Annotated in this window: 21 protein-coding genes and 3 pseudogenes; 14 read left to right on the forward strand and 10 right to left on the reverse strand. The window is 47.0% G+C overall.

Translation table 11 applies throughout. The features are described from left to right. Nucleotides 1–233: 233 nt before the first annotated feature. Nucleotides 234–425 (reverse strand): annotated as a pseudogene (locus ABLV75_RS03560) (colicin-like pore-forming protein); the annotation flags it as partial. 462 nt (nt 426–887) lie between these two features. On the opposite strand from ABLV75_RS03560, the gene ABLV75_RS03565 reads away from it, so the two are divergent. From ABLV75_RS03565 to ABLV75_RS03580, 4 genes and pseudogenes are all read left to right on the forward strand, one after another. Then, nucleotides 888–1,334, forward strand: coding sequence for a DUF3290 domain-containing protein (locus ABLV75_RS03565; RefSeq protein ID WP_348854890.1), 447 nt, complete (start codon nt 888–890; stop codon nt 1,332–1,334). Between the two features lie 9 nt (nt 1,335–1,343). After that, a complete protein-coding gene (locus tag ABLV75_RS03570; protein WP_004102429.1) occupies nt 1,344–1,979 on the forward strand; it encodes a DUF421 domain-containing protein in 636 nt (211 codons plus the stop codon). A gap of 362 nt (nt 1,980–2,341) precedes the next feature. Next, nucleotides 2,342–2,621 (forward strand): annotated as a pseudogene (locus ABLV75_RS03575) (SAM-dependent methyltransferase); the annotation flags it as partial. A 419-nt stretch (nt 2,622–3,040) separates the two neighbouring features. Next, the gene (locus ABLV75_RS03580; RefSeq protein WP_004102427.1) at nt 3,041–3,394 is read left to right on the forward strand and encodes a nuclear transport factor 2 family protein; all 354 of its coding nucleotides are present in this window, start codon (nt 3,041–3,043) and stop codon (nt 3,392–3,394) included. 355 nt (nt 3,395–3,749) lie between these two features. Here ABLV75_RS03580 and ABLV75_RS03585 read toward each other — a convergent pair whose 3' ends face one another. Continuing rightward, nucleotides 3,750–4,109 (reverse strand): hypothetical protein, encoded by a 360-nt coding sequence (locus tag ABLV75_RS03585; protein WP_004102425.1) that lies wholly within the window; start codon nt 4,107–4,109, stop codon nt 3,750–3,752. Nucleotides 4,110–4,633: 524 nt separating this feature from the next. Between ABLV75_RS03585 and ABLV75_RS03590 the strand changes: the two genes are divergently transcribed. Next, nucleotides 4,634–5,041: a DUF4354 family protein gene (locus ABLV75_RS03590; protein ID WP_004102423.1), complete on the forward strand. Its 408-nt coding sequence runs from the start codon at nt 4,634–4,636 to the stop codon at nt 5,039–5,041. A 490-nt stretch (nt 5,042–5,531) separates the two neighbouring features. Here the strand turns inward: ABLV75_RS03590 and ABLV75_RS03595 are convergent, their stop codons facing one another. Next, nucleotides 5,532–5,792: a hypothetical protein gene (locus tag ABLV75_RS03595; RefSeq protein ID WP_004102419.1), complete on the reverse strand. Its 261-nt coding sequence runs from the start codon at nt 5,790–5,792 to the stop codon at nt 5,532–5,534. 136 nt (nt 5,793–5,928) lie between these two features. On the opposite strand from ABLV75_RS03595, the pseudogene ABLV75_RS03600 reads away from it, so the two are divergent. From ABLV75_RS03600 to ABLV75_RS03610, 3 genes and pseudogenes are all read left to right on the forward strand, one after another. Further along, nucleotides 5,929–6,060, forward strand: a pseudogene (locus ABLV75_RS03600) (terminase small subunit); the annotation flags it as partial. Nucleotides 6,061–6,344: 284 nt separating this feature from the next. Next, entirely contained in the window at nt 6,345–6,764 is a 420-nt protein-coding gene (locus ABLV75_RS03605) for a translesion error-prone DNA polymerase V autoproteolytic subunit (protein ID WP_004102417.1), read from the forward strand. A gap of 1 nt (nt 6,765) precedes the next feature. Next, nucleotides 6,766–8,034 carry a Y-family DNA polymerase gene (locus tag ABLV75_RS03610; RefSeq protein WP_032728336.1) on the forward strand — a complete coding sequence of 423 codons (1,269 nt, stop codon included), beginning with the start codon at nt 6,766–6,768 and terminating at the stop codon, nt 8,032–8,034. Nucleotides 8,035–8,128: 94 nt separating this feature from the next. Here the strand turns inward: ABLV75_RS03610 and ABLV75_RS03615 are convergent, their stop codons facing one another. Both ABLV75_RS03615 and ABLV75_RS03620 read right to left on the reverse strand, forming a co-directional pair. Further along, entirely contained in the window at nt 8,129–8,740 is a 612-nt protein-coding gene (locus ABLV75_RS03615) for a hypothetical protein (protein WP_004102413.1), read from the reverse strand. 176 nt (nt 8,741–8,916) lie between these two features. Next, nucleotides 8,917–9,588 carry an SOS response-associated peptidase gene (locus ABLV75_RS03620; protein ID WP_004102410.1) on the reverse strand — a complete coding sequence of 224 codons (672 nt, stop codon included), beginning with the start codon at nt 9,586–9,588 and terminating at the stop codon, nt 8,917–8,919. 405 nt (nt 9,589–9,993) lie between these two features. Here ABLV75_RS03620 and ABLV75_RS03625 point away from each other — a divergent pair, with 405 nt between their 5' ends. Both ABLV75_RS03625 and ABLV75_RS03630 read left to right on the forward strand, forming a co-directional pair. Continuing rightward, nucleotides 9,994–10,554 (forward strand): UDP-N-acetylglucosamine acyltransferase, encoded by a 561-nt coding sequence (locus ABLV75_RS03625; protein WP_004102408.1) that lies wholly within the window; start codon nt 9,994–9,996, stop codon nt 10,552–10,554. Continuing rightward, nucleotides 10,551–11,003 carry a hypothetical protein gene (locus ABLV75_RS03630; protein WP_004102406.1) on the forward strand — a complete coding sequence of 151 codons (453 nt, stop codon included), beginning with the start codon at nt 10,551–10,553 and terminating at the stop codon, nt 11,001–11,003. The genes ABLV75_RS03625 and ABLV75_RS03630 overlap by 4 nt, the downstream gene beginning before the upstream one ends. A 226-nt stretch (nt 11,004–11,229) precedes the next feature. Here the strand turns inward: ABLV75_RS03630 and ABLV75_RS03635 are convergent, their stop codons facing one another. After that, nucleotides 11,230–11,712, reverse strand: a complete 483-nt coding sequence (locus ABLV75_RS03635; protein ID WP_004102404.1) for a cold shock domain-containing protein — start codon at nt 11,710–11,712, stop codon at nt 11,230–11,232. Nucleotides 11,713–11,821: 109 nt separating this feature from the next. Further along, nucleotides 11,822–12,361 (reverse strand): DUF2058 domain-containing protein, encoded by a 540-nt coding sequence (locus tag ABLV75_RS03640; protein ID WP_004102402.1) that lies wholly within the window; start codon nt 12,359–12,361, stop codon nt 11,822–11,824. A gap of 208 nt (nt 12,362–12,569) precedes the next feature. Between ABLV75_RS03640 and ABLV75_RS03645 the strand changes: the two genes are divergently transcribed. Then, nucleotides 12,570–12,881 (forward strand): hypothetical protein, encoded by a 312-nt coding sequence (locus ABLV75_RS03645; protein ID WP_004102400.1) that lies wholly within the window; start codon nt 12,570–12,572, stop codon nt 12,879–12,881. Nucleotides 12,882–13,114: 233 nt separating this feature from the next. Here the strand turns inward: ABLV75_RS03645 and ABLV75_RS03650 are convergent, their stop codons facing one another. After that, entirely contained in the window at nt 13,115–13,387 is a 273-nt protein-coding gene (locus tag ABLV75_RS03650; protein WP_004102398.1) for a DUF883 family protein, read from the reverse strand. Nucleotides 13,388–13,495: 108 nt separating this feature from the next. Continuing rightward, nucleotides 13,496–13,822 carry a hypothetical protein gene (locus ABLV75_RS03655; RefSeq protein WP_004102397.1) on the reverse strand — a complete coding sequence of 109 codons (327 nt, stop codon included), beginning with the start codon at nt 13,820–13,822 and terminating at the stop codon, nt 13,496–13,498. 275 nt (nt 13,823–14,097) lie between these two features. Between ABLV75_RS03655 and ABLV75_RS03660 the strand changes: the two genes are divergently transcribed. The 3 genes from ABLV75_RS03660 to ABLV75_RS03670 all read left to right on the forward strand — a co-directional run bounded on the left by ABLV75_RS03660 (nt 14,098) and on the right by ABLV75_RS03670 (nt 15,832). Next, a complete protein-coding gene (locus ABLV75_RS03660) occupies nt 14,098–14,352 on the forward strand; it encodes a hypothetical protein (RefSeq protein ID WP_004102396.1) in 255 nt (84 codons plus the stop codon). A 28-nt stretch (nt 14,353–14,380) separates the two neighbouring features. Next, complete coding sequence (locus ABLV75_RS03665; RefSeq protein ID WP_024274240.1) at nt 14,381–14,641, forward strand: hypothetical protein; 261 nt, start codon at nt 14,381–14,383, stop codon at nt 14,639–14,641. Nucleotides 14,642–14,743: 102 nt separating this feature from the next. Further along, a complete protein-coding gene (locus tag ABLV75_RS03670) occupies nt 14,744–15,832 on the forward strand; it encodes an AAA family ATPase (RefSeq protein ID WP_004102394.1) in 1,089 nt (362 codons plus the stop codon). A gap of 73 nt (nt 15,833–15,905) precedes the next feature. On the opposite strand, the gene ABLV75_RS03675 is transcribed toward ABLV75_RS03670, so the two are convergent. After that, nucleotides 15,906–17,156: an MFS transporter gene (locus ABLV75_RS03675; protein WP_004102393.1), complete on the reverse strand. Its 1,251-nt coding sequence runs from the start codon at nt 17,154–17,156 to the stop codon at nt 15,906–15,908. Nucleotides 17,157–17,162 lie beyond the last annotated feature (6 nt).

A 17,162-nucleotide genomic window follows, 5' to 3' on the forward strand; every position in this document is an offset into this window, starting at 1 on the left:
GCAGAGCCCGGTTTTTTGTCTATTTTTCTTCCCCAAAATCCCGCCAAAACTTTTCCCCAAAATATCATGAGGCATGCCCCATTTGATGCCACTGAAACCAATAAATTGACTTTGTATTATATATTTGATTTCTTATCTGCGATTCCTTTGGCATCGCTTGCAGAGTTCTGCAATCGAAGGAAGCCATTATAAAATAATAATAGCTTTGTATTGGTTACAAAACAAAATTGGTGTTAAATAGCGATAATTTTGTTAGCTTCTTCTACGATGGTATCGTTAACGATAGCACCAATTCCAGCCATAATTAAGCCACATCCCAGCACTCCTACCGGATCAGACAAAACGGCGGCAAAAGCTAATGCTGCGAGATGCGTGGCGGCTAAATCGATAGCGATTGTCTGCACTTTAACAAAGAAAGGGTGCCAGTTATCAGTCTCAACTCAGCGCCCGGTTCTCAAGGTACAGGTCGGCAAACTTGTTGGCCGACTGATTATGGCGGAGGATCTCTAAATGTGAATGGCACGATTATGCGGGATACTTACATCAATAGCCTCAAAATGTTCATTTCCGGCACAAGGCTTTCAGCAGGGAGTCCCAGACTTATTTGTGAAGATCTTTGCAAAATGGATGGTCAATTTTGAAGATCCTTCGGCTGCGCGCTTGAACCTTTGATTAAGTTGTTCATTCCAAATAAAAATGCTCCATGAGCCAACACCCCCCATATGCAGATACTTAATCCATCAATGCTCCACTTACGGCTTAAAAGATAATGACAAATTGCAGCTGATGGCTGATAATTACAGGTTGTTAAGTAACATCATGGCTGTAAGAGGCTATGCGTTACTATAACGAAAATGGGGTATTGAAGGTTTAGGGATTATAAATTTATGAGATTTTATGGCATCGATTATCTACAAATGCAGTCTAATATCAATGATTATTTAAAATACATTATTATATTTAGTACATTATTTATCCTGATCGTTGTTTTTAGCCTGTATATGCGCCATCGTTTACAAACTAAATACCGTGACTTAACGATCATTGCGTTCTTATTTTTACTCTTCATTTCTGGTGTTCAGTATGCAGATTATACCGATAGCCAAAATATACACTCCAGGTCATCACAAATGGTCAACTTTATTAGATTGTTGTCACAAGAAAAAAAAGTGAGTGTTAATTCTATATTCTCCAGTTCAGTACAACTTTCGGATGGCATTATCGTTAAAATTAATGATTTTTATTATCGTGTCAACTTAAGTCTGGATCAAACAACATACAGCCTGGTAGAGGTTTCGTTAGTAACCCCAGATGTTGAAATCGTGAAAAACTGAGGAATAGAAATGATAATTTATACACCTATCATAATAAAGTTGGGACTGGGAATACTGTGCTTAATTGTTCAAATAAATCTCATGGGAAAGGGAAATCTGGCCCCTTCATCCGCAATGGATCAGGTTCAGAACTATGTGCTGGGGGGGATTATTGGTGGCGTAATTTACAATGAATCAATAACAGTACTACAATTTGTTCTGGTATTAATTATATGGACTTTTCTGGTTTTTGTTCTTAAGTTTTTAAAAGAAAATAATCGGTTAGTAAAAAGAATTCTTGATGGAAAGCCTATTACTTTGGTTCATAATGGAAGTGTCAATGTTAAGGAATGTTTACGCAATGGTGTTTCAGCTAATGATTTGATGTTCAAATTAAGAGCAAGTGGTATTTATGAAATAGAACAGCTTAAACGAGTGATACTTGAACAAAATGGTCAGTTAACCATTATACAAAATGGTGATGAAAATATACGTTATCCAATCATAGTGGATGGTTTGGCCAACCATGATCTGCTCGAAATCCTTAACAAGAATAGTGACTGGTTAGAAAACGAAGTTATAAAGCAAGGCTTCAATAAAATCAGTGAAGTGTATTTAGGTGAGTATTTATCAGGTAGAATCAATTTATACGGATATGAAAAATAAAACCCAAAACTAATGCCCTTGTTATCAGCATCCAACTGATATTGGTGATTTTTTGTAGAGGGGTAAGTATCAGGAGGCTGCCATTTCTGGTGTACCTCTATCTCAGGTCTTTAGCATCAACATCCGCTTCTGACGTATAGCGGACGTTTTCAAAGCTATAGGCTATTGGTAGCATCATCAGTTCTGGCCATTTTTTTCATGTTACTAACCGTGCGAACAGGGCGCCAGGTGAAATGGTTTGCTGACAGAGCGCCATTTGCAATTATCTTCCCCGCTTATCAGAGAACTTCATTTTGGTGAGATCGCCGCGTCTTTGTATGGTGACTATCGCCATCAGCATGGGGTTTTGAACACAAAGGGCCATGTTGTTGTGCCTCCCTGAACATGACGAGCGCGGCATATTCAGCGATATCCATGCCGAGCGGCATGCCCTTTGTGATGGCCGACAGTTGGTTATAATCCCCGATATTATCGCCGATTTTCGCAGGTTACCTTTTGAAGCCTCATCGTTTTCTGTGGTGGTTTTTGATCCCCCACATCTTGAACGTGTCGGACCAAACGGATGGCACGGTAAAAAAATATGGAAAGCTGGATTGGGACAACTGGGGAGATGATCTACGCGCTGGCGTTAGAGAGGCATTTTGAGTACTGAATCCTCATGGTGTTTTAATTTTTGGCCTGGTTTTAAATAAATGTTGAAGTTGATAGTTTTTGGTGATATACCATAATAATAGTATATTTAAAGATTCAGAGGCCATATTATGGCAAATGTTAAATCTTTGATTTCAGATAGTTAAAAACCATCAGTATCTCAACAAGAGCCGTTGCTTTGATATCTAAAAGAAATGCTCGTATTAGGTTCAAAAATAGATCAAGTAGTTCAATGCAATATATTCCGTGCTTTTGCAAGAGCAATGGATTTTAAAGCTCGAGAACCTGTATGCGTTTAATGTATACATTGTCTTGAAATTAATTGTAAAAGTAGTATGCATTAATGAAATTAGATTTTTTTATATTGCAAATTAAAATAAAAATTATCACATACCGAGGAGTTAAAGTATATGAAGCCAAAAGAAGTACTTTGCCAATGGGTTGACGCATTTAATAATGCAGATATAGAAACCATCTCAGAATTATATGATGATAATGCAATAAACCATCAGGTTGCCAATGAGCCAGTTGTTGGGAAAGAGGCTATAAAGAAAATGTTTGAACAAGATTTTTCTTACGCACAAATGGTTTGTATCGTTGAAAACATTTTCGAAGATGGGCAATGGGCAATTTTAGAGTGGCGTGACCCATTCGGTTTGAGAGGTTGCGGTTTTTTTCAAATAGTAAATAATAAAATTTTATTTCAAAGAGGCTACTGGGATAAGCTATCTTTCTTGAAATTGCGCAATTTACCTATGGAATAAAATAAATATTTACCCTATGTGAATAGTTTGCAAATTTCTTAAAATTTTCGTTAAGGGAAGTGTAATAACTTCCCTTTATAAATTGTTATAATATCAACTCTGTATTAAAACATAGCCTAATTTTAAGTGGAACGAGATTGCTGGCTGGGTTATGGCATTGATTATCGCGAGCTGCGCGCCTGCGACTATGGTGCCCCAACGATAACTGACCAAATTCCGAACCGGAGCTACCGGGCAGCAAGTAACGGATCCGTTGCCGACGGTAACCGTAGGGACATCAAAACGCCCGGCGGGAATGGTCATGCGTGGGGGATTGTCGAGGCAGATTTTTCTTCCCCAAAATCAATCTTTATCCTTAAGACACCCTTTTACACTGTGCAATTATTGATGAAATAGCTTCATACATATCCTTGTTATGGCGGGCATAATAAAAACTTACGGTGCTTTGCTTTCCGCTAAAATCTGCTATATCGACCCATGCTACGGTGTTTCCTCCTGCGTCCAGAATGTTATATCTATAGGAACCGTCTGGCAGCGAGTCATCCTGTTGCATCAATAAGTCGTTGTTCACCGCTGCGGATTGTAAGCATGACGCGACTTCATTTTTATAACCATTAAAATAACTCGTGCGTAATTCTGGATGTATCCCGACAAGGCCGGGGTCCACACAGCCGGTCAGGGTGATAAATATAAATGCTAATAATGATATCTTCATTGGGAATAAACTCCTGATATGAGGCTTTAGGGTAAGCCGCAAAAAATAACTATGCAAATGTTTACCTTTAGTATCTTGATATTATCAATTGTTGTAATTGTGTTATTTAAAAAAGCAAATTTAAATAACATCCGTGGTTGTCAATTCCTATATTTGTTATGTTTATCATCCATTGAATAAAAATATATGGGGCAGGTCACAATCAATGATGATTTTTACTTAGTCAGATACTGATTTCCATGCTTATAATTTAACTGGTGAGTTCCGTAATTCAATGGCTAATACATTTTGTTACAAAAGCAGGCAGTCATCTCATGCTTTATAATAAAATATCAAACGTCCCTCTTTTCTTATTTAAATGTTCTGTGTGATGTGCGCCCACATCAAAATGTGAGTTTTTATAAGATTTAAGCTAAAGGGATGAAATAAGCGATAAATGTATTGTAAATAGCATGAGTGTGACTTAACCTTGCTGTGTTGTCATGTTAGTACCTGTTCTTAAGTTTTTAGCGTGAGGGATTATAATGTTCTCCAGGAAAATTAAAATTTTTAGTCTGTTTCTATCTTTAATGGCCGCCGGTCAGGCGATTTCCGCCGTTAAGTCCCCAGACGTCACTGTCTATGCGCAGAAAGAGGGGGCCGGAAGTGTATGGAACAGCGTGACGGGGAAAGCTGAGCATTTGCTATCATATCAGGTTACGGTTAACAACAACTCCAGTGAACCTTTGGTTCCTGGTAAAGATAATAAAATGTGTTTTTACCTCGATGATAATATGGGGAAAACCTTAATGGGGCATGGGATACAGTTAGAACTTTTATCCCCATATAAGCCAGGAGAGTCCCGCACTGGCGTCATTTACTTTTCCAGTACTGAACCCGATATGCTGTCATTACCTTATGTCAAACTTGGTTTAGGTTCCCAGTGTAAATAACTCTTTTTTAGGATTATTAATGTCGGATAAACAGGTCAGGGGATTTACCTTTAGCGGCCTGTTTTTCTTTAATATAAATAATTAAAGCAAAACAGATTGCTCTCCCTTTTTTATCCTTCCTTTTCCTCGCCAGCAAAGTATAAGCATGCGGCGGGCTTCCGGGTTAACCGACTGGATTAAGCAGATAGTGGACCAGGGCTGCCGGTGATTCGTTGAGCAGGGCAGTTTAACGCGAGAAAACGGCCAGAGCTTGCGCGAGGCGGTGTTGTCTCGCGGCAACAGAACTGATCTAATTTAGCTGAGCGTTATCGCCAGTAGCGCGGGCAGGATCCTGATATTGAGCCGGTGCCGGAAAACCGCGGGCTGAGTGAGTCGATCGCTTTATCAAGTCAAAGAGAACCGGGTGCCAGAGCCCGGTTTTTGTTTGTTTTCTTCTCCAGCGTCACCCCTTAAACGCATCAATATTGGCCTGGAGATTCTGTTGGGGGGGCTAAAATGCATGCGCATTCGATTTAACCTTAGCAATAAACTTCTCCGTAAGGGACAGCCCTTCGATGATTTCCTTATCTACTACAGCAATTCCATACTGGATGATTAACTCAAGTAGCCCTTCATAGCTCTGTATGAGCTCCTGAAGGCTGTTGAGCGTTTTGCGATCGGAAACTGAGGGGCTCCGGGAATTCGCAGTCGTTTGATTAACAATCCACTCGAGGTTGGCTTTAATTATTTCTATATCATTGTAACTATACATATTTCATGGGCTTAAATCCTCATTTCAAGATTTTTTTGAGAAAACGTGTTTCTGCCTTCATAGAATGAAGCTGTTGAATAACATTCAAGAACGCTATTACTGAAGGTGTCGATGGCCTGGTCAGACTGGGGGTGAGCTGCAGAAGCGGTTCCTGTTGAATAGCGCTGCTACTGGCATATCCCGTGAAGAAGGGCGCGATGCGCATTATCTTAATTATGCAACGGTTCGCCGATATATCAAGAAATGCACGGTACAAACTGCGGAAAAGTCATTTTCCCTGCGGGATCAGTTTGCTCACCTGCGAACCGTATGCAAGAGCTGCAGGTGAGCAATTTGCTATGAAGGCAGAACCATAGCGACAAAATTTTATCGTCGCACTGCTGGCAAAACCAACAAACAGTTTATCGCCGGGAACACTTTAGGACTTACCTTACTCGTTACATCAATATGTTACGACAGTGAGGTAAATTGATAGACGGAACCTATATTGATATGTCGCCGGGTTAAATCTACTGTATGTATAAACAGTACTTATGTGAGCGGATACTTACAATGATTTTTTACACCCCAGCAGAGCTGCGAGAAGTCCTTTCACTTCCGCTATACAGTTGTCTCGTTCAATGTGGTTTTCCGAGCCCCGCTCAGGATTATGTTGAACAACGAATCGACCTGAACGAACTGTTAGTCAATCACCCCTCAGCGACGTATTTTGTCAAAGCTGCGGGCGATAGCATGAAGGATGCGGGCATTGGTGAGGGGGATCTTCTGGTCGTGGATAGCTCAAGAACTGCAGTCCATGGCGATATCGTGATTGCCGCGGTGGACGGGGAGTTCACCGTTAAGAAGCTGCAGCTTCATCCACGGGTTCAGCTCAATCCGATGAATATCGCTTATACCCCCATCGTCGTGGGTAGCGAGGACACGCTGGATGTATTCGGTGTGGTGACGTATATCATCAAAGCGGCTGGCTGAGATGTTCGCCCTGTGTGACGTGAACTCATTTTATGCCAGCTGTGAGACGGTGTTCAGACCCGATTTAAAAGGGCGGCCGGTGGTTGTCCTTTCCAATAACGATGGCTGTGTGATTGCGCGCAGCGTAGAAGCTAAAGCCGCCGGGATAACGATGGGAGAACCGTTTTTCAAACAAAAGGATCTTTTCAGACGGGCTGGCGTAGTTTGCTTCAGCAGCAATTACGAGCTTTACGCGGATATGTCCAACCGCGTGATGACAACGCTTGAGGAGATGTTGCCGCGGGTAGAGATTTACAGCATTGATGAGGCTTTTTGCGATCTAACGGGGGTGCGAAACTGCCGTGACCTGACGGAGTTTGGTAAAGAGATCCGCGCTACGGTTCTTAAGCGTACGCATCTGACCGTTGGCGTTGGCATTGCCCAAACGAAAACCCTTGCTAAGCTCGCCAATCATGCGGCTAAAAAATGGCAAAGGCAGACGGGCGGCGTGGTTGATTTGTCGAACGTTGAGCGTCAGCGCCGGCTGTTGGCCCTGGTTCCCGTGGAGGATGTCTGGGGCGTTGGCAGACGCATCAGTAAGAAACTGAATACGATGGGCATCAAAACGGCTCTGGATCTCTCAGAGCAGAGCGCATGGGTTATCCGAAAACATTTTAATGTCGTACTGGAGCGAACGGTAAGAGAACTTCGCGGCGAGCCCTGCCTTGAGCTGGAAGAATTCCCGCCGGCAAAGCAGGAGATCGTCTGCAGCCGATCTTTCGGCGAACGCGTCACCGAGTATGAGCAGGTGCGTCAGGCGATCTGCAGCTATGCCGCCCGCGCGGCTGAAAAGCTGCGCGGTGAGCATCAGTACTGCCGCTTTATTTCGACGTTCGTGAAGACTTCCCCCTTTGCACTGAATGAGCCTTACTATGGCAACAGCGCCCAGGTGATGCTTCTCATCCCCACGCAGGATTCCCGCGACATTATCCATGCGGCGGTAAAGTGCCTGGATAAAATCTGGCGCGATGGCCACCGCTATCAGAAAGCTGGCGTCATGCTCGGCGACTTTTTTAGCCAGGGCGTCGCGCAGTTAAACCTGTTTGATGACAACGCCCCGCGGCATAACAGCGGCAAGCTTATGGAAGTGCTCGATCATCTCAACTCGCAAGAGGGAAGAGGCACCCTTTATTTTGCCGGGCAGGGTATTCAGACCGCATGGCAAATGAAAAGAGAGATGCTTTCGCCGCGTTACACCACGAGATACAGCGATTTGCTTCAGGTCAGGTGATAGGGAGAACGCCGCAACTCTATACCATTCCTTTCTTAGCAAGTTGCCTGGTTGAGCTCGCAGCTCGGATAACACGCCAATATCAGCGCAGGGTTCAGGTTGATTCCTGCCCCAGGGTTCCGCGAAAATTGCAGTAATAACCAATAGAGGCGGTGAGACAAAGCATATAACCGAATGATTCGCTGCCTTCCTCAACGACATTTTTTACAACCCGAACGTAACCGTCATCGAGTATGGCCTGCCATAAACCTTGCATACCGAAGAGTCGGGAGAAGACCAGAATAGCCAGCAGCCCGCTGATTAACATGCCGTACCCGGGCGTACGGGTATATTGTGTAAGCTGTTCCATGGTCTGACGATAATGAATAAGTGGATTAATTAAGGCTGCCAGAGCGGCAATCAGCGCAAACCACACCCAACTCCCGTGAGAAATAAGATCAAAAAGGGCGTCCAGCTCACGAATTAGCATGGCAAGGAAAAAGCCGCCAATAAGAATATTGCAGTAGCGCATGGATTTATACTGCTTCGCCAGCAGAAAATGAATAACAACAATGGTAGCTAACACCAACTCCTGAACAATTTCAGTGAGTGATAATTCCGAAATATTATAATCCCAATAATGTATATCGACCCACAGGCAAAGTACCACAAATGCGCAGGTACAAGCCGCGCCAAGGAAGAAGAAAAAGCTTTTAAGTACAGTCATTAACATCACCAATTTTGATTATGGCGAATATGATAGGTGACGTTAATGTAAATTCTGTTCACTTTGTGCTGTATAATAACCTTTCTTTAACACATAATGCGGATTAGCTTATTCTGGGTGATATATTTTACGAACATGGAACGATCGCGCCTGTAAGAGGTATATGCAGATTGTGCTTAGCTGAGTGCTTGTATCAATTCCGGTCCCTGGTTTTTCACATTACCTACCGCTCGCGATACCGGGTGGCAGGCGAAATGGTCTGCGGAAACCGCCCCGTCGGCAATAATCTCTTCCGCTTCTTTCCCACCGACATCCTGGCGCATCCATTTCCTGGCAGCTTCAGGCTCCAGCACTAACGGGCGGCGGTCGTGAATATCGACAAGGCCTCGATCGGCGGCGGACGTGACGATAAGAAACCCTTCCGCTTCATCGCCGCGTTCGAAAGGTACGCTGCCGATCGCCGCCATGAATAGAGGCTTACCGTCTTTACGATGGATGAAGTAGGGTTGTTTTTTATCGCCTTCACGCTTCCACTCGAACCAACCGTCGGCAAAGCAAATCGCCCGGCCATGCTGCCATAGCGGTTTAAACATTCTGCTGGTGGCCGCGGTTTCGGCACGAGCGTTAATAAGCGCGGGTTTGTCCCACCACCCGGGGGCATAGCCCCAGTGTACCGGATCGAGGTGCAGCCGTTCGTTACGTTCGCTGAGCAACAGAACTTTGGTACCGGGCGCCACGTTATAGCGTCCTATAGGCTGCGGATCATAAGCAATGTCGCGCTCGGCTTCTTCAGCCAGATAGGTCAGATATTCTTCCCTGGTTTGTGATTGAGCAAAACGTCCGCACATAGCTACCTCTAATCGGATATCAGATTTTAAGTATAGGTCAGTATGCTTCTCCTCTATTTTCAACGGCGCCGTGGCCGCAATCGCGGCGGACCTGGCCCTCTCGAAGTTCGTTGAGCAGGGCCCGGTTTATGGCGCAAATATCCGCTACTCAATCCCTTTAAAAAATTAAAACCTGAGAAAGTTCTGAATAAATTAGTGTCTATCTTTCAGTATCCTGCGCGCTTTTATCTGATTGCAGTGATAAATGTTGTGAGCGTAGCCGAGAGCCCAAAAAGCGATGGCAAAATCCATTTAACGTCCACGCCAGAGATAATGTTTATCCTATTATTTAACTAACTGATTAAAATCAATATATCTGGATTATTTATTACGTTAGGATGACCTTACAACTAACGGGGATAAATAATGAAAAAACTACTCTTAATTGCTGTTGTTATTGGGTCTTTAACAGGATGTGCCAGCGTTCCACCTCTGAATTTTTCTACACCTGGCGTTGGCGTTAGCCAGAAGAAAATTGATGCACAGCTAAAATCACTCACGGTTTCGCTTGCGCGTCCCGATGAGCAGAAAGGCGATATCGTCGCGGGGATGGAAACCATTACCCCCATTTGGCGAGACTCGTTACAAGAGGCGCTCGATAGAATGGCGATCTTTAAAGATAACTCTGCTAATACGGTGAGCCTTAACGTGAAAGTCTTAGCGATTGACGTTCCGAGCTTTGGCATGGCCATGACAACGAAAGCCGTTGCGCGTTATGAGGTAATTAACCGCTCTAATGGCGATATTATTTATACGCAAGATATCGAATCTACTGGAACTGTGCCTGCATCCTATGCCTTCGTGGGCGTTGTTCGCGCCCGTGAATCAATAAACCGCGCGGTACAAAACAATATTACGCAGTTCTTACAAGCGTTAGAAAGCATTGAACTCTCCCGCCCGATGTTCCCTTCGAAGGTAGATAAATGAGACGGGTCGCTTTAATCACGATGCTCACGTTGTTAGGGGGGTGTGCGCAGGATATTTCCCCGAATAGCTATTCCGTGGGTTCGGTAGGCATGGTGAATCGCTCTATTGCCGGCACTATCATTAGCGCGCGACCGGTCGATATTCGTGGCACATCCGCTTTGGGCGGTGCTGCGGGTACGGCCGCGGGAGCGGCTGCAGGGTCTGCAATTGGAGGAGGCACTCGCGCGAATATTGTCGGCGCTATTGGCGGGGCGGTTGTCGGGGGGCTAACCGGCGCAGCGCTTGAAGCTTCTGCGACAAAACAGACGGGGATGGAATATGTTATCGAAACGGAAAACGGTAATCTGATGACCGTTGTACAAGGTAATACCCCCTTGTTTGTCGAAGGTAATAAGATACTCGTACTATACGGCAGTCCTTCACGTATCATTGCCGATCCTCGGCATTGATACAGCAATGAACGCCGGGCGTAGAGCCTGATAGCTGCCAGTTAAGCGTATTGAAGGTAGCCGCAACCTGCGCGTTGCGGCTGTTTTTTGCGGCTTACAGAAGAGCCAAACCTGCGCCACTGTCCCGGTACCCGGCTGCACAACACCAGTTCGGGAAACGTCAGGCTGCATGGGCAGGCGGGCGGCAGAAAGTGAGCTCTGCCCCGGCTTTCTTCACCGAAGGATCTTACACCTTAAGCAGTTTCACCGTGGCGTCGATGTCTATCTCATCTTCCGTGAAGATGAGCGTGGTGCCCTGGAAGGTGGTGATGGCCAGCTTTTTGACCGAGCGCATTTCCCCGGGCTTAGCGGCTGATTTTGGCCTGATATTTCCCATCAGCAGGCCCACGGAGAGGACCGCGTTCTCTTTATCAATGCGGGTGTCGGCAGGCTCCTCCTCGTTATAAACCAGGTAAGATTTTATCGACGTGAGCTTAATCCGCTCGCCTGCGATATAGATATATTTGCTTTCCGGGAGGACCTTCACGGCGTACGCTGACAAACCCTTGTTATTGGTTGTGGGTTCGAAAGTGACCGCCGCATCCTTTTTAATCAGCTCAGGGTTGGCAACCTTAATCACATGAAAGTAGCGATTATCGCCGTTTTCATCTTTGATAAATCCAAAACCTTTATCTTTAAACCACGTTGTGATCGTTCCGTTCATCGCCATTACCGCCTGGTTAATCGTTTATCTACTCAATTTTTTGCCGCGCGCAGTGTAAAGCACATTGCCCGCGCAGACTACGTCTAAATCTTTTGCCTGAGCGGGCTAACGCGATTTACCACATCAAATCATCAGGTACTTTAAAATCAGCATACGGATCGTCTTCATCCTGCTCTTCCGCGCTGAGCGCGCTGTTTAAGACAATGCTGCTGGCGTCGCGCTGGGCGATCTTATCGGCTACGCTTGCCGGGATAATCGCGTATTTGCTCTCGCCGTCGCTATCACCCGCCAGGCGCGCAATGGCGAGGCGACCGCTTATCAGCTGTGCCTGGGTCAGTTTATCCACGGTGATTTTTTTAATGAAATTGTTATCCGTGAAATTAAAATCAATATTGCCTTTAGAAATATCGATTTTATTCATCTCGATGAGCTGTTTGACCTGCGCTTTATATTCTTTCGATAACGCTGCCTGCTTTTGCTGCTCGCTAAGCTGTTTATCCCGCTCCAGCTGCGCTTTCTTATTCTCTTCCACCGCCTCTCTGGCCTCGCGCGCCTGAACGCGTGACTTTTTCGCCGTTCTTTGAACCTTGGCCATCTTTTTGCTGGTCACTAAGCCGGCTTTTAGCATCTGCTCTTGTAAGGTGAGTTTTGTCATCTCGTTTCTGAATCCGCTGAATAATTTGTGGGATTATACCTGTAATTTTAGCGGATGTGTCAGCGTGCAGGGTTGGGCCTGGGGATAGAAGCAGAAACGGCAGCAAAAAAGGGCGTCGACGCAATAGTGTGAAATGAATAAAAAATCACACAGTGGCGATTTTATTTGCTATAAATTCATTTTTATTGATTTTATATGGAGTCTGTCGATGATTGTCAGAACCTGGCATGGTTGTGTTCCCGTTGCGTTTGGCGATGCGTTTGCGGGGCATTTGCAGGCAACCGGAGTGCAGCATTCGCGGAGCATTGCCGGCAACGCGGGCGCCTTCGTCAGGCGGGAAACGCAGGGGGAGTGGGAACACTTCTTTCTGGCGACCTACTGGAACGATCTGGATGCTATCATCGCTTTTGCCGGTGAAGAGTACCATGTCGCCGTCACCTATGCCGATGATGAGCAATTCCAGCTGCTGTCCGATCCGTACGTTTTCCAGTTTGAGGTGGCTGCGGTGGTGGGAATTTAAGGGCGCTTTAAGGATTTCTTGCAGCAATACCCCACGTTCAGGCTCTCAACGCTTCTGATGGCTGACAAACCGCATAGGGGAGAAATAGCCCGGTAGCGGCAAGCGCTTTACCGGGCCGGTGAAGAGTGCGTAACCTGATAACACTCCGGTGTTTCTCAGCTATTGGCGGGCTGGAATAGGGGAAAGGTGTAAAACCGGCTTGCCATCAGTTTTCAGGCCCGCAGGCTGGAGAATTACTTCCGTCCTGCCAACAGACCAATGACCAGGCCGATAGCGCCGGCGGCCAGCAGTCCGGTTAACGGATTTTCCCTGACGCGCTCGGAGACCTCTGAAACGGCATCCGAAGCCTGAGCGGCGTATTTACGGGCCGCGCCTTTTAGCTGATGTTTCGGCGAATCTACCGCATCACCAAACTGCTGCTGGGCTTCCCCGGCAAATTCATTGACTTTATTGCCCACTTTATCGGCCAGATTCTGCGCGTCGTTTTCATACTCTTGTGATGACATGAGACTCTCCTTTCGTTTGACTTATTTAAGTCTAGTGGCTAACAGGCGAAGTACCAATGTTCGGGCCGCGGCGAGCGTCACTCCAGGAATTTTCCCTAGCGTGAGCGCTTACACGCTACCGTGTTTTTGCAGTACGCCTTTATCGTCGAAGGTAAACAAAATTGATTGCCCTAATCCGTTCTGGCAAACGACGCCATCGGCATGAGTTTTATCGGTGATCCCCTGACAGGCCATATTGCTGACATAAGGACGAATCTGGCATTTGAGGGTTTTACCATCCTCAATAATCAGCTGCTTCGATTTGCTAATCGCTTCTGGCGCGGGAGTCGGGCAGGTACCTTCGCCCCAGTTAACGCCGTGATGTTTATCGAACGCCGAGCAGCCCTGTAATAGCCCCGCGCCAGCCAGAAGAAGTATCAGAGGGAGTTTTGTCATTGTATAATCCTGATGGTTATTTTCGTTTTCAGTATAGAGCGGTGCTCCTGTAAAAAACTTCGCCAGAATTGGTGGTATTCCTGTTATTTCAATTGATTGAGATAATTCTTAGATATAAGATCCCTCGGGCGCTGGGGCTGGAAACGTCGCAATTCATAAATAAGAACTATTGATGTTCACAATTCCTCTTTTTTCCTTCATCATTTGTCAGCTTTTACTACTAATAATCAGCGCTTAGCTCAGCATGAGAAATACATTTTTGACTCAAGGCCGGTATGAACTATAAGAAAGTACTGAAGAATACGTTACTGCTTGCTCCCGTGGCGCTCCTGAGTCTGCAAATGCCCGCCTGGGGCGCAGATGTGACGAAAACGGCGACCTGCCAGAAGGCGCCGCCTGCGGTGGACAAAGAAGGCGTGCCGTTACCGCCCGTTGTTGGTAAAGAGGGCGCGCGTCCGGCTTCCCCGAAAGGCTCGTCCGGCCAGGGCGGCGCAGCGGCCAACTGTCAGCCAGCGGCCATCGAAAATTAATCATTGACCTCAACCCGGGAGAGACATGGTGCACCCGTTAATTAAGGTGATGCTGGTTGGAGGGAAAGGCGACGGCCTGATGGTCAGCGTTGCCGATAACGCGACGGAGATTTCCGTGACGCCTGCGCAGTATGGCGCGAAATCCGGTCAGCCGCTGAGCTACAGAATCGTATCGCAGACCATTGATGATGAACGCTATTTTTTCGGCGTTTTCAACGAGAGCCATGAGGATACGGAAAAACTCAAAAGAGTCGCGCTAACTCGCGGCATGAAAAAACTCTTCGGCTAAGCAGGTTCCGGGCGATCGCTTGTCGTCCGGTCTCCTCATATTTCGTTTTCCTTTTGCCTCCGATACAGTAGAGCGAAACGCTTCTATCAGTTTCGGGAATTTATGATTAACCATATCCGGATAAAAAATTTCAGATCGGTCAGGGATATTGAGCTGGAACTCGGCGCGCTGAATATCGTCTTTGGCCCCAACGGCTGCGGCAAATCCAACATTTATAAAGCCATCCATCTGTTAACCGCCTGCGCCGATGGAAAGTTCTCCGGTTATATCAGCGATGAAGGCGGCCTGGAGAACATTATGTGGTCCGGGCCGAGCGCGCCGAACGATCGCTTTCCGCGGCGGCTGCAGATTGCCTGCCTGACCGATGAGTTTGACTACCAGCTGCAGGTAGGTTTCCCGGAAAAACTGCCGTATCCGACTCAGTTCCAGCTGGATCCCATCGTTAAAGAGGAGTCTATCTGGCTGGCAGGATTTTCCCGACGCCCTTCATCGCGCGTGCTGGAACGCAAAAACCAGGCGGCGTTCCTGGTTGACGTCAATGGTGAAAAAAGCACTTTTACCGACGCGATTTATGAGAATGAATCGATTTTTGGCCAACTGGGCGAGCCGCACCGCTTTCCTGAAGTCTCCAGGGTCAGGGAAACCATGCGCCACTGGCGCTTTTATCACGAATTCAATATAGGCAGACTCTCGCCGTTGCGTCATCCGACGGTAGGTTACCGCTCGCCGGTGCTGGACAGCGATGGGCACAACCTTGCCGCCGCTTTTCAGACCATCGTGGAAATCGGCGCCGAAGAGCTGCTGCATGAGATCCTCGGCGAAGCGTTCCCGGAGTGTACATTTTACTGTGAAAATGAGAATTCGCGTTTCTCGATAAAGATGCGCCGCAATGGCGTCTGGCGACCTTTACTGGCGGCGGAAATGTCCGATGGCACGCTGCGTTTCCTGTGCCTGGCGGTGGCGCTGCTGAGCCCGCGTCCGCCGGCATTTCTGGCTATTAACGAGCCGGAAAACAGCCTGCATCGTCAAATGTTCCCCGCGCTGGCCCGGCTGATTGTCGAAGCCTCCCGCTATAGCCAAATCTGGCTAACCAGCCACTCCGCGGAGCTGGCTGAGCTGGTTTCATCCATGGCGGAAGCCCGGATTTACGGGCGGGAAAATAGCGATGGGGAAACGCGGATCGCCAGCTAGCGGCAACTGACTTATTCGGTGTAGTAACGGTGTATTGCCGAAGCGCCGCCGGAGGGTTTCCGGCGGCCTGATGTTATGCCGCGGCCGGGAGCAGGGTTTTGCTGCCTTTCAGGGTGAACAGCGAGATGAGGGTAAAGCTCAGGGTAATACAGCCCAGGATCAGATAGGCCTGATGGAAGCCGACGGTATCATACATCCGTCCTACCCACGCCGAGAGCACAACGCCTGACAGCTGTTTTGATAAATTGAAACCGATCAGGAACAGGGTCGCCGAGAGCTTCGGGTTAAATGCCGAAGAGATATATTTAAAGGTGCCGACCAGCAGGAACGGGATCTCGAACATATGCAGCATTTTTAAAATGATCACTTCCACCGCCGAGTTAGCGAAAGACGATCCTAAAATGCGTACTGACATAATCATCCCGGCAATTAGCAGGGCGTTTTTAGCGCCAATCCGGTTAATAATCGCCGGGGCGCAGAACATGATTAGCGCGTTAAGTAATTCCCCACCGGTGGTGACGAAGCCGAATACTTCAGTGCCGCGCTGGGGGCTGGAGAAAAAGCCCTTAAAGAAGTTGGCGAACTGCTGGTCAAAAACGTCATAGACGCTGGCGACGCCAACGACATAAATAATAAAGCCCCAGAAGCGCGGCATCCGCAAAAGCTCTGCGGCGGTGCGCATGGAGAAAGCCTGACGGTTGGCGCCCAGGGCATCGATAACCTCGGCGCTGTTGCTGCTCTCCGGCTTTGATACCCACAGCAGTACGCCGAGGATCAGAGCGAAACCGGAGGCGATCCAGAACGTAATGTTCGGGTCGATACTAAATAAAATGCCGGTGATTGACGCGCACAGCGCCCAGCCGACGCAGCCGGAGACGCGGACTTTACCGTATTCAAAACGGTTGGCGCGGCTGACGCGTTCAATATAGGCTTCTACCGCCCCGGAGCCGCTGGAAAAGACGATCCCCAGATAAATCCCGCCCACCAGCGCGCCCGCGATGATATTCATCTGCAGCAGCGGCGAAAAGACGAAAATAAAAAAGGGGGCAAACAGGATTAACAAAATCGTAATCGTCCACAGCAGATGCTTGCGCAGACCGAGCTTATCCGAAATCAGGCCAAAAATCGGCTGGAAGATTATCGCGAATAGCGAAATAGAGGAGAAGACGATCCCCGTCTCGGTTTTGGTTAGATGGTTAACTTCCGCCAGCCACACCGGGAAAAAGGGAAAATAGGCTGACATGATGAAATAGTAGAAGAAAAAGAACAGCATGAAATATATAAAATTATGCCGTTCTCGTGGCGCCAGTTCAGAGAGTTTCATTGTGAA

This window comes from Klebsiella sp. CN_Kp066 (genome assembly GCF_040065135.1).
GTDB lineage: Bacteria > Pseudomonadota > Gammaproteobacteria > Enterobacterales > Enterobacteriaceae > Klebsiella > Klebsiella oxytoca.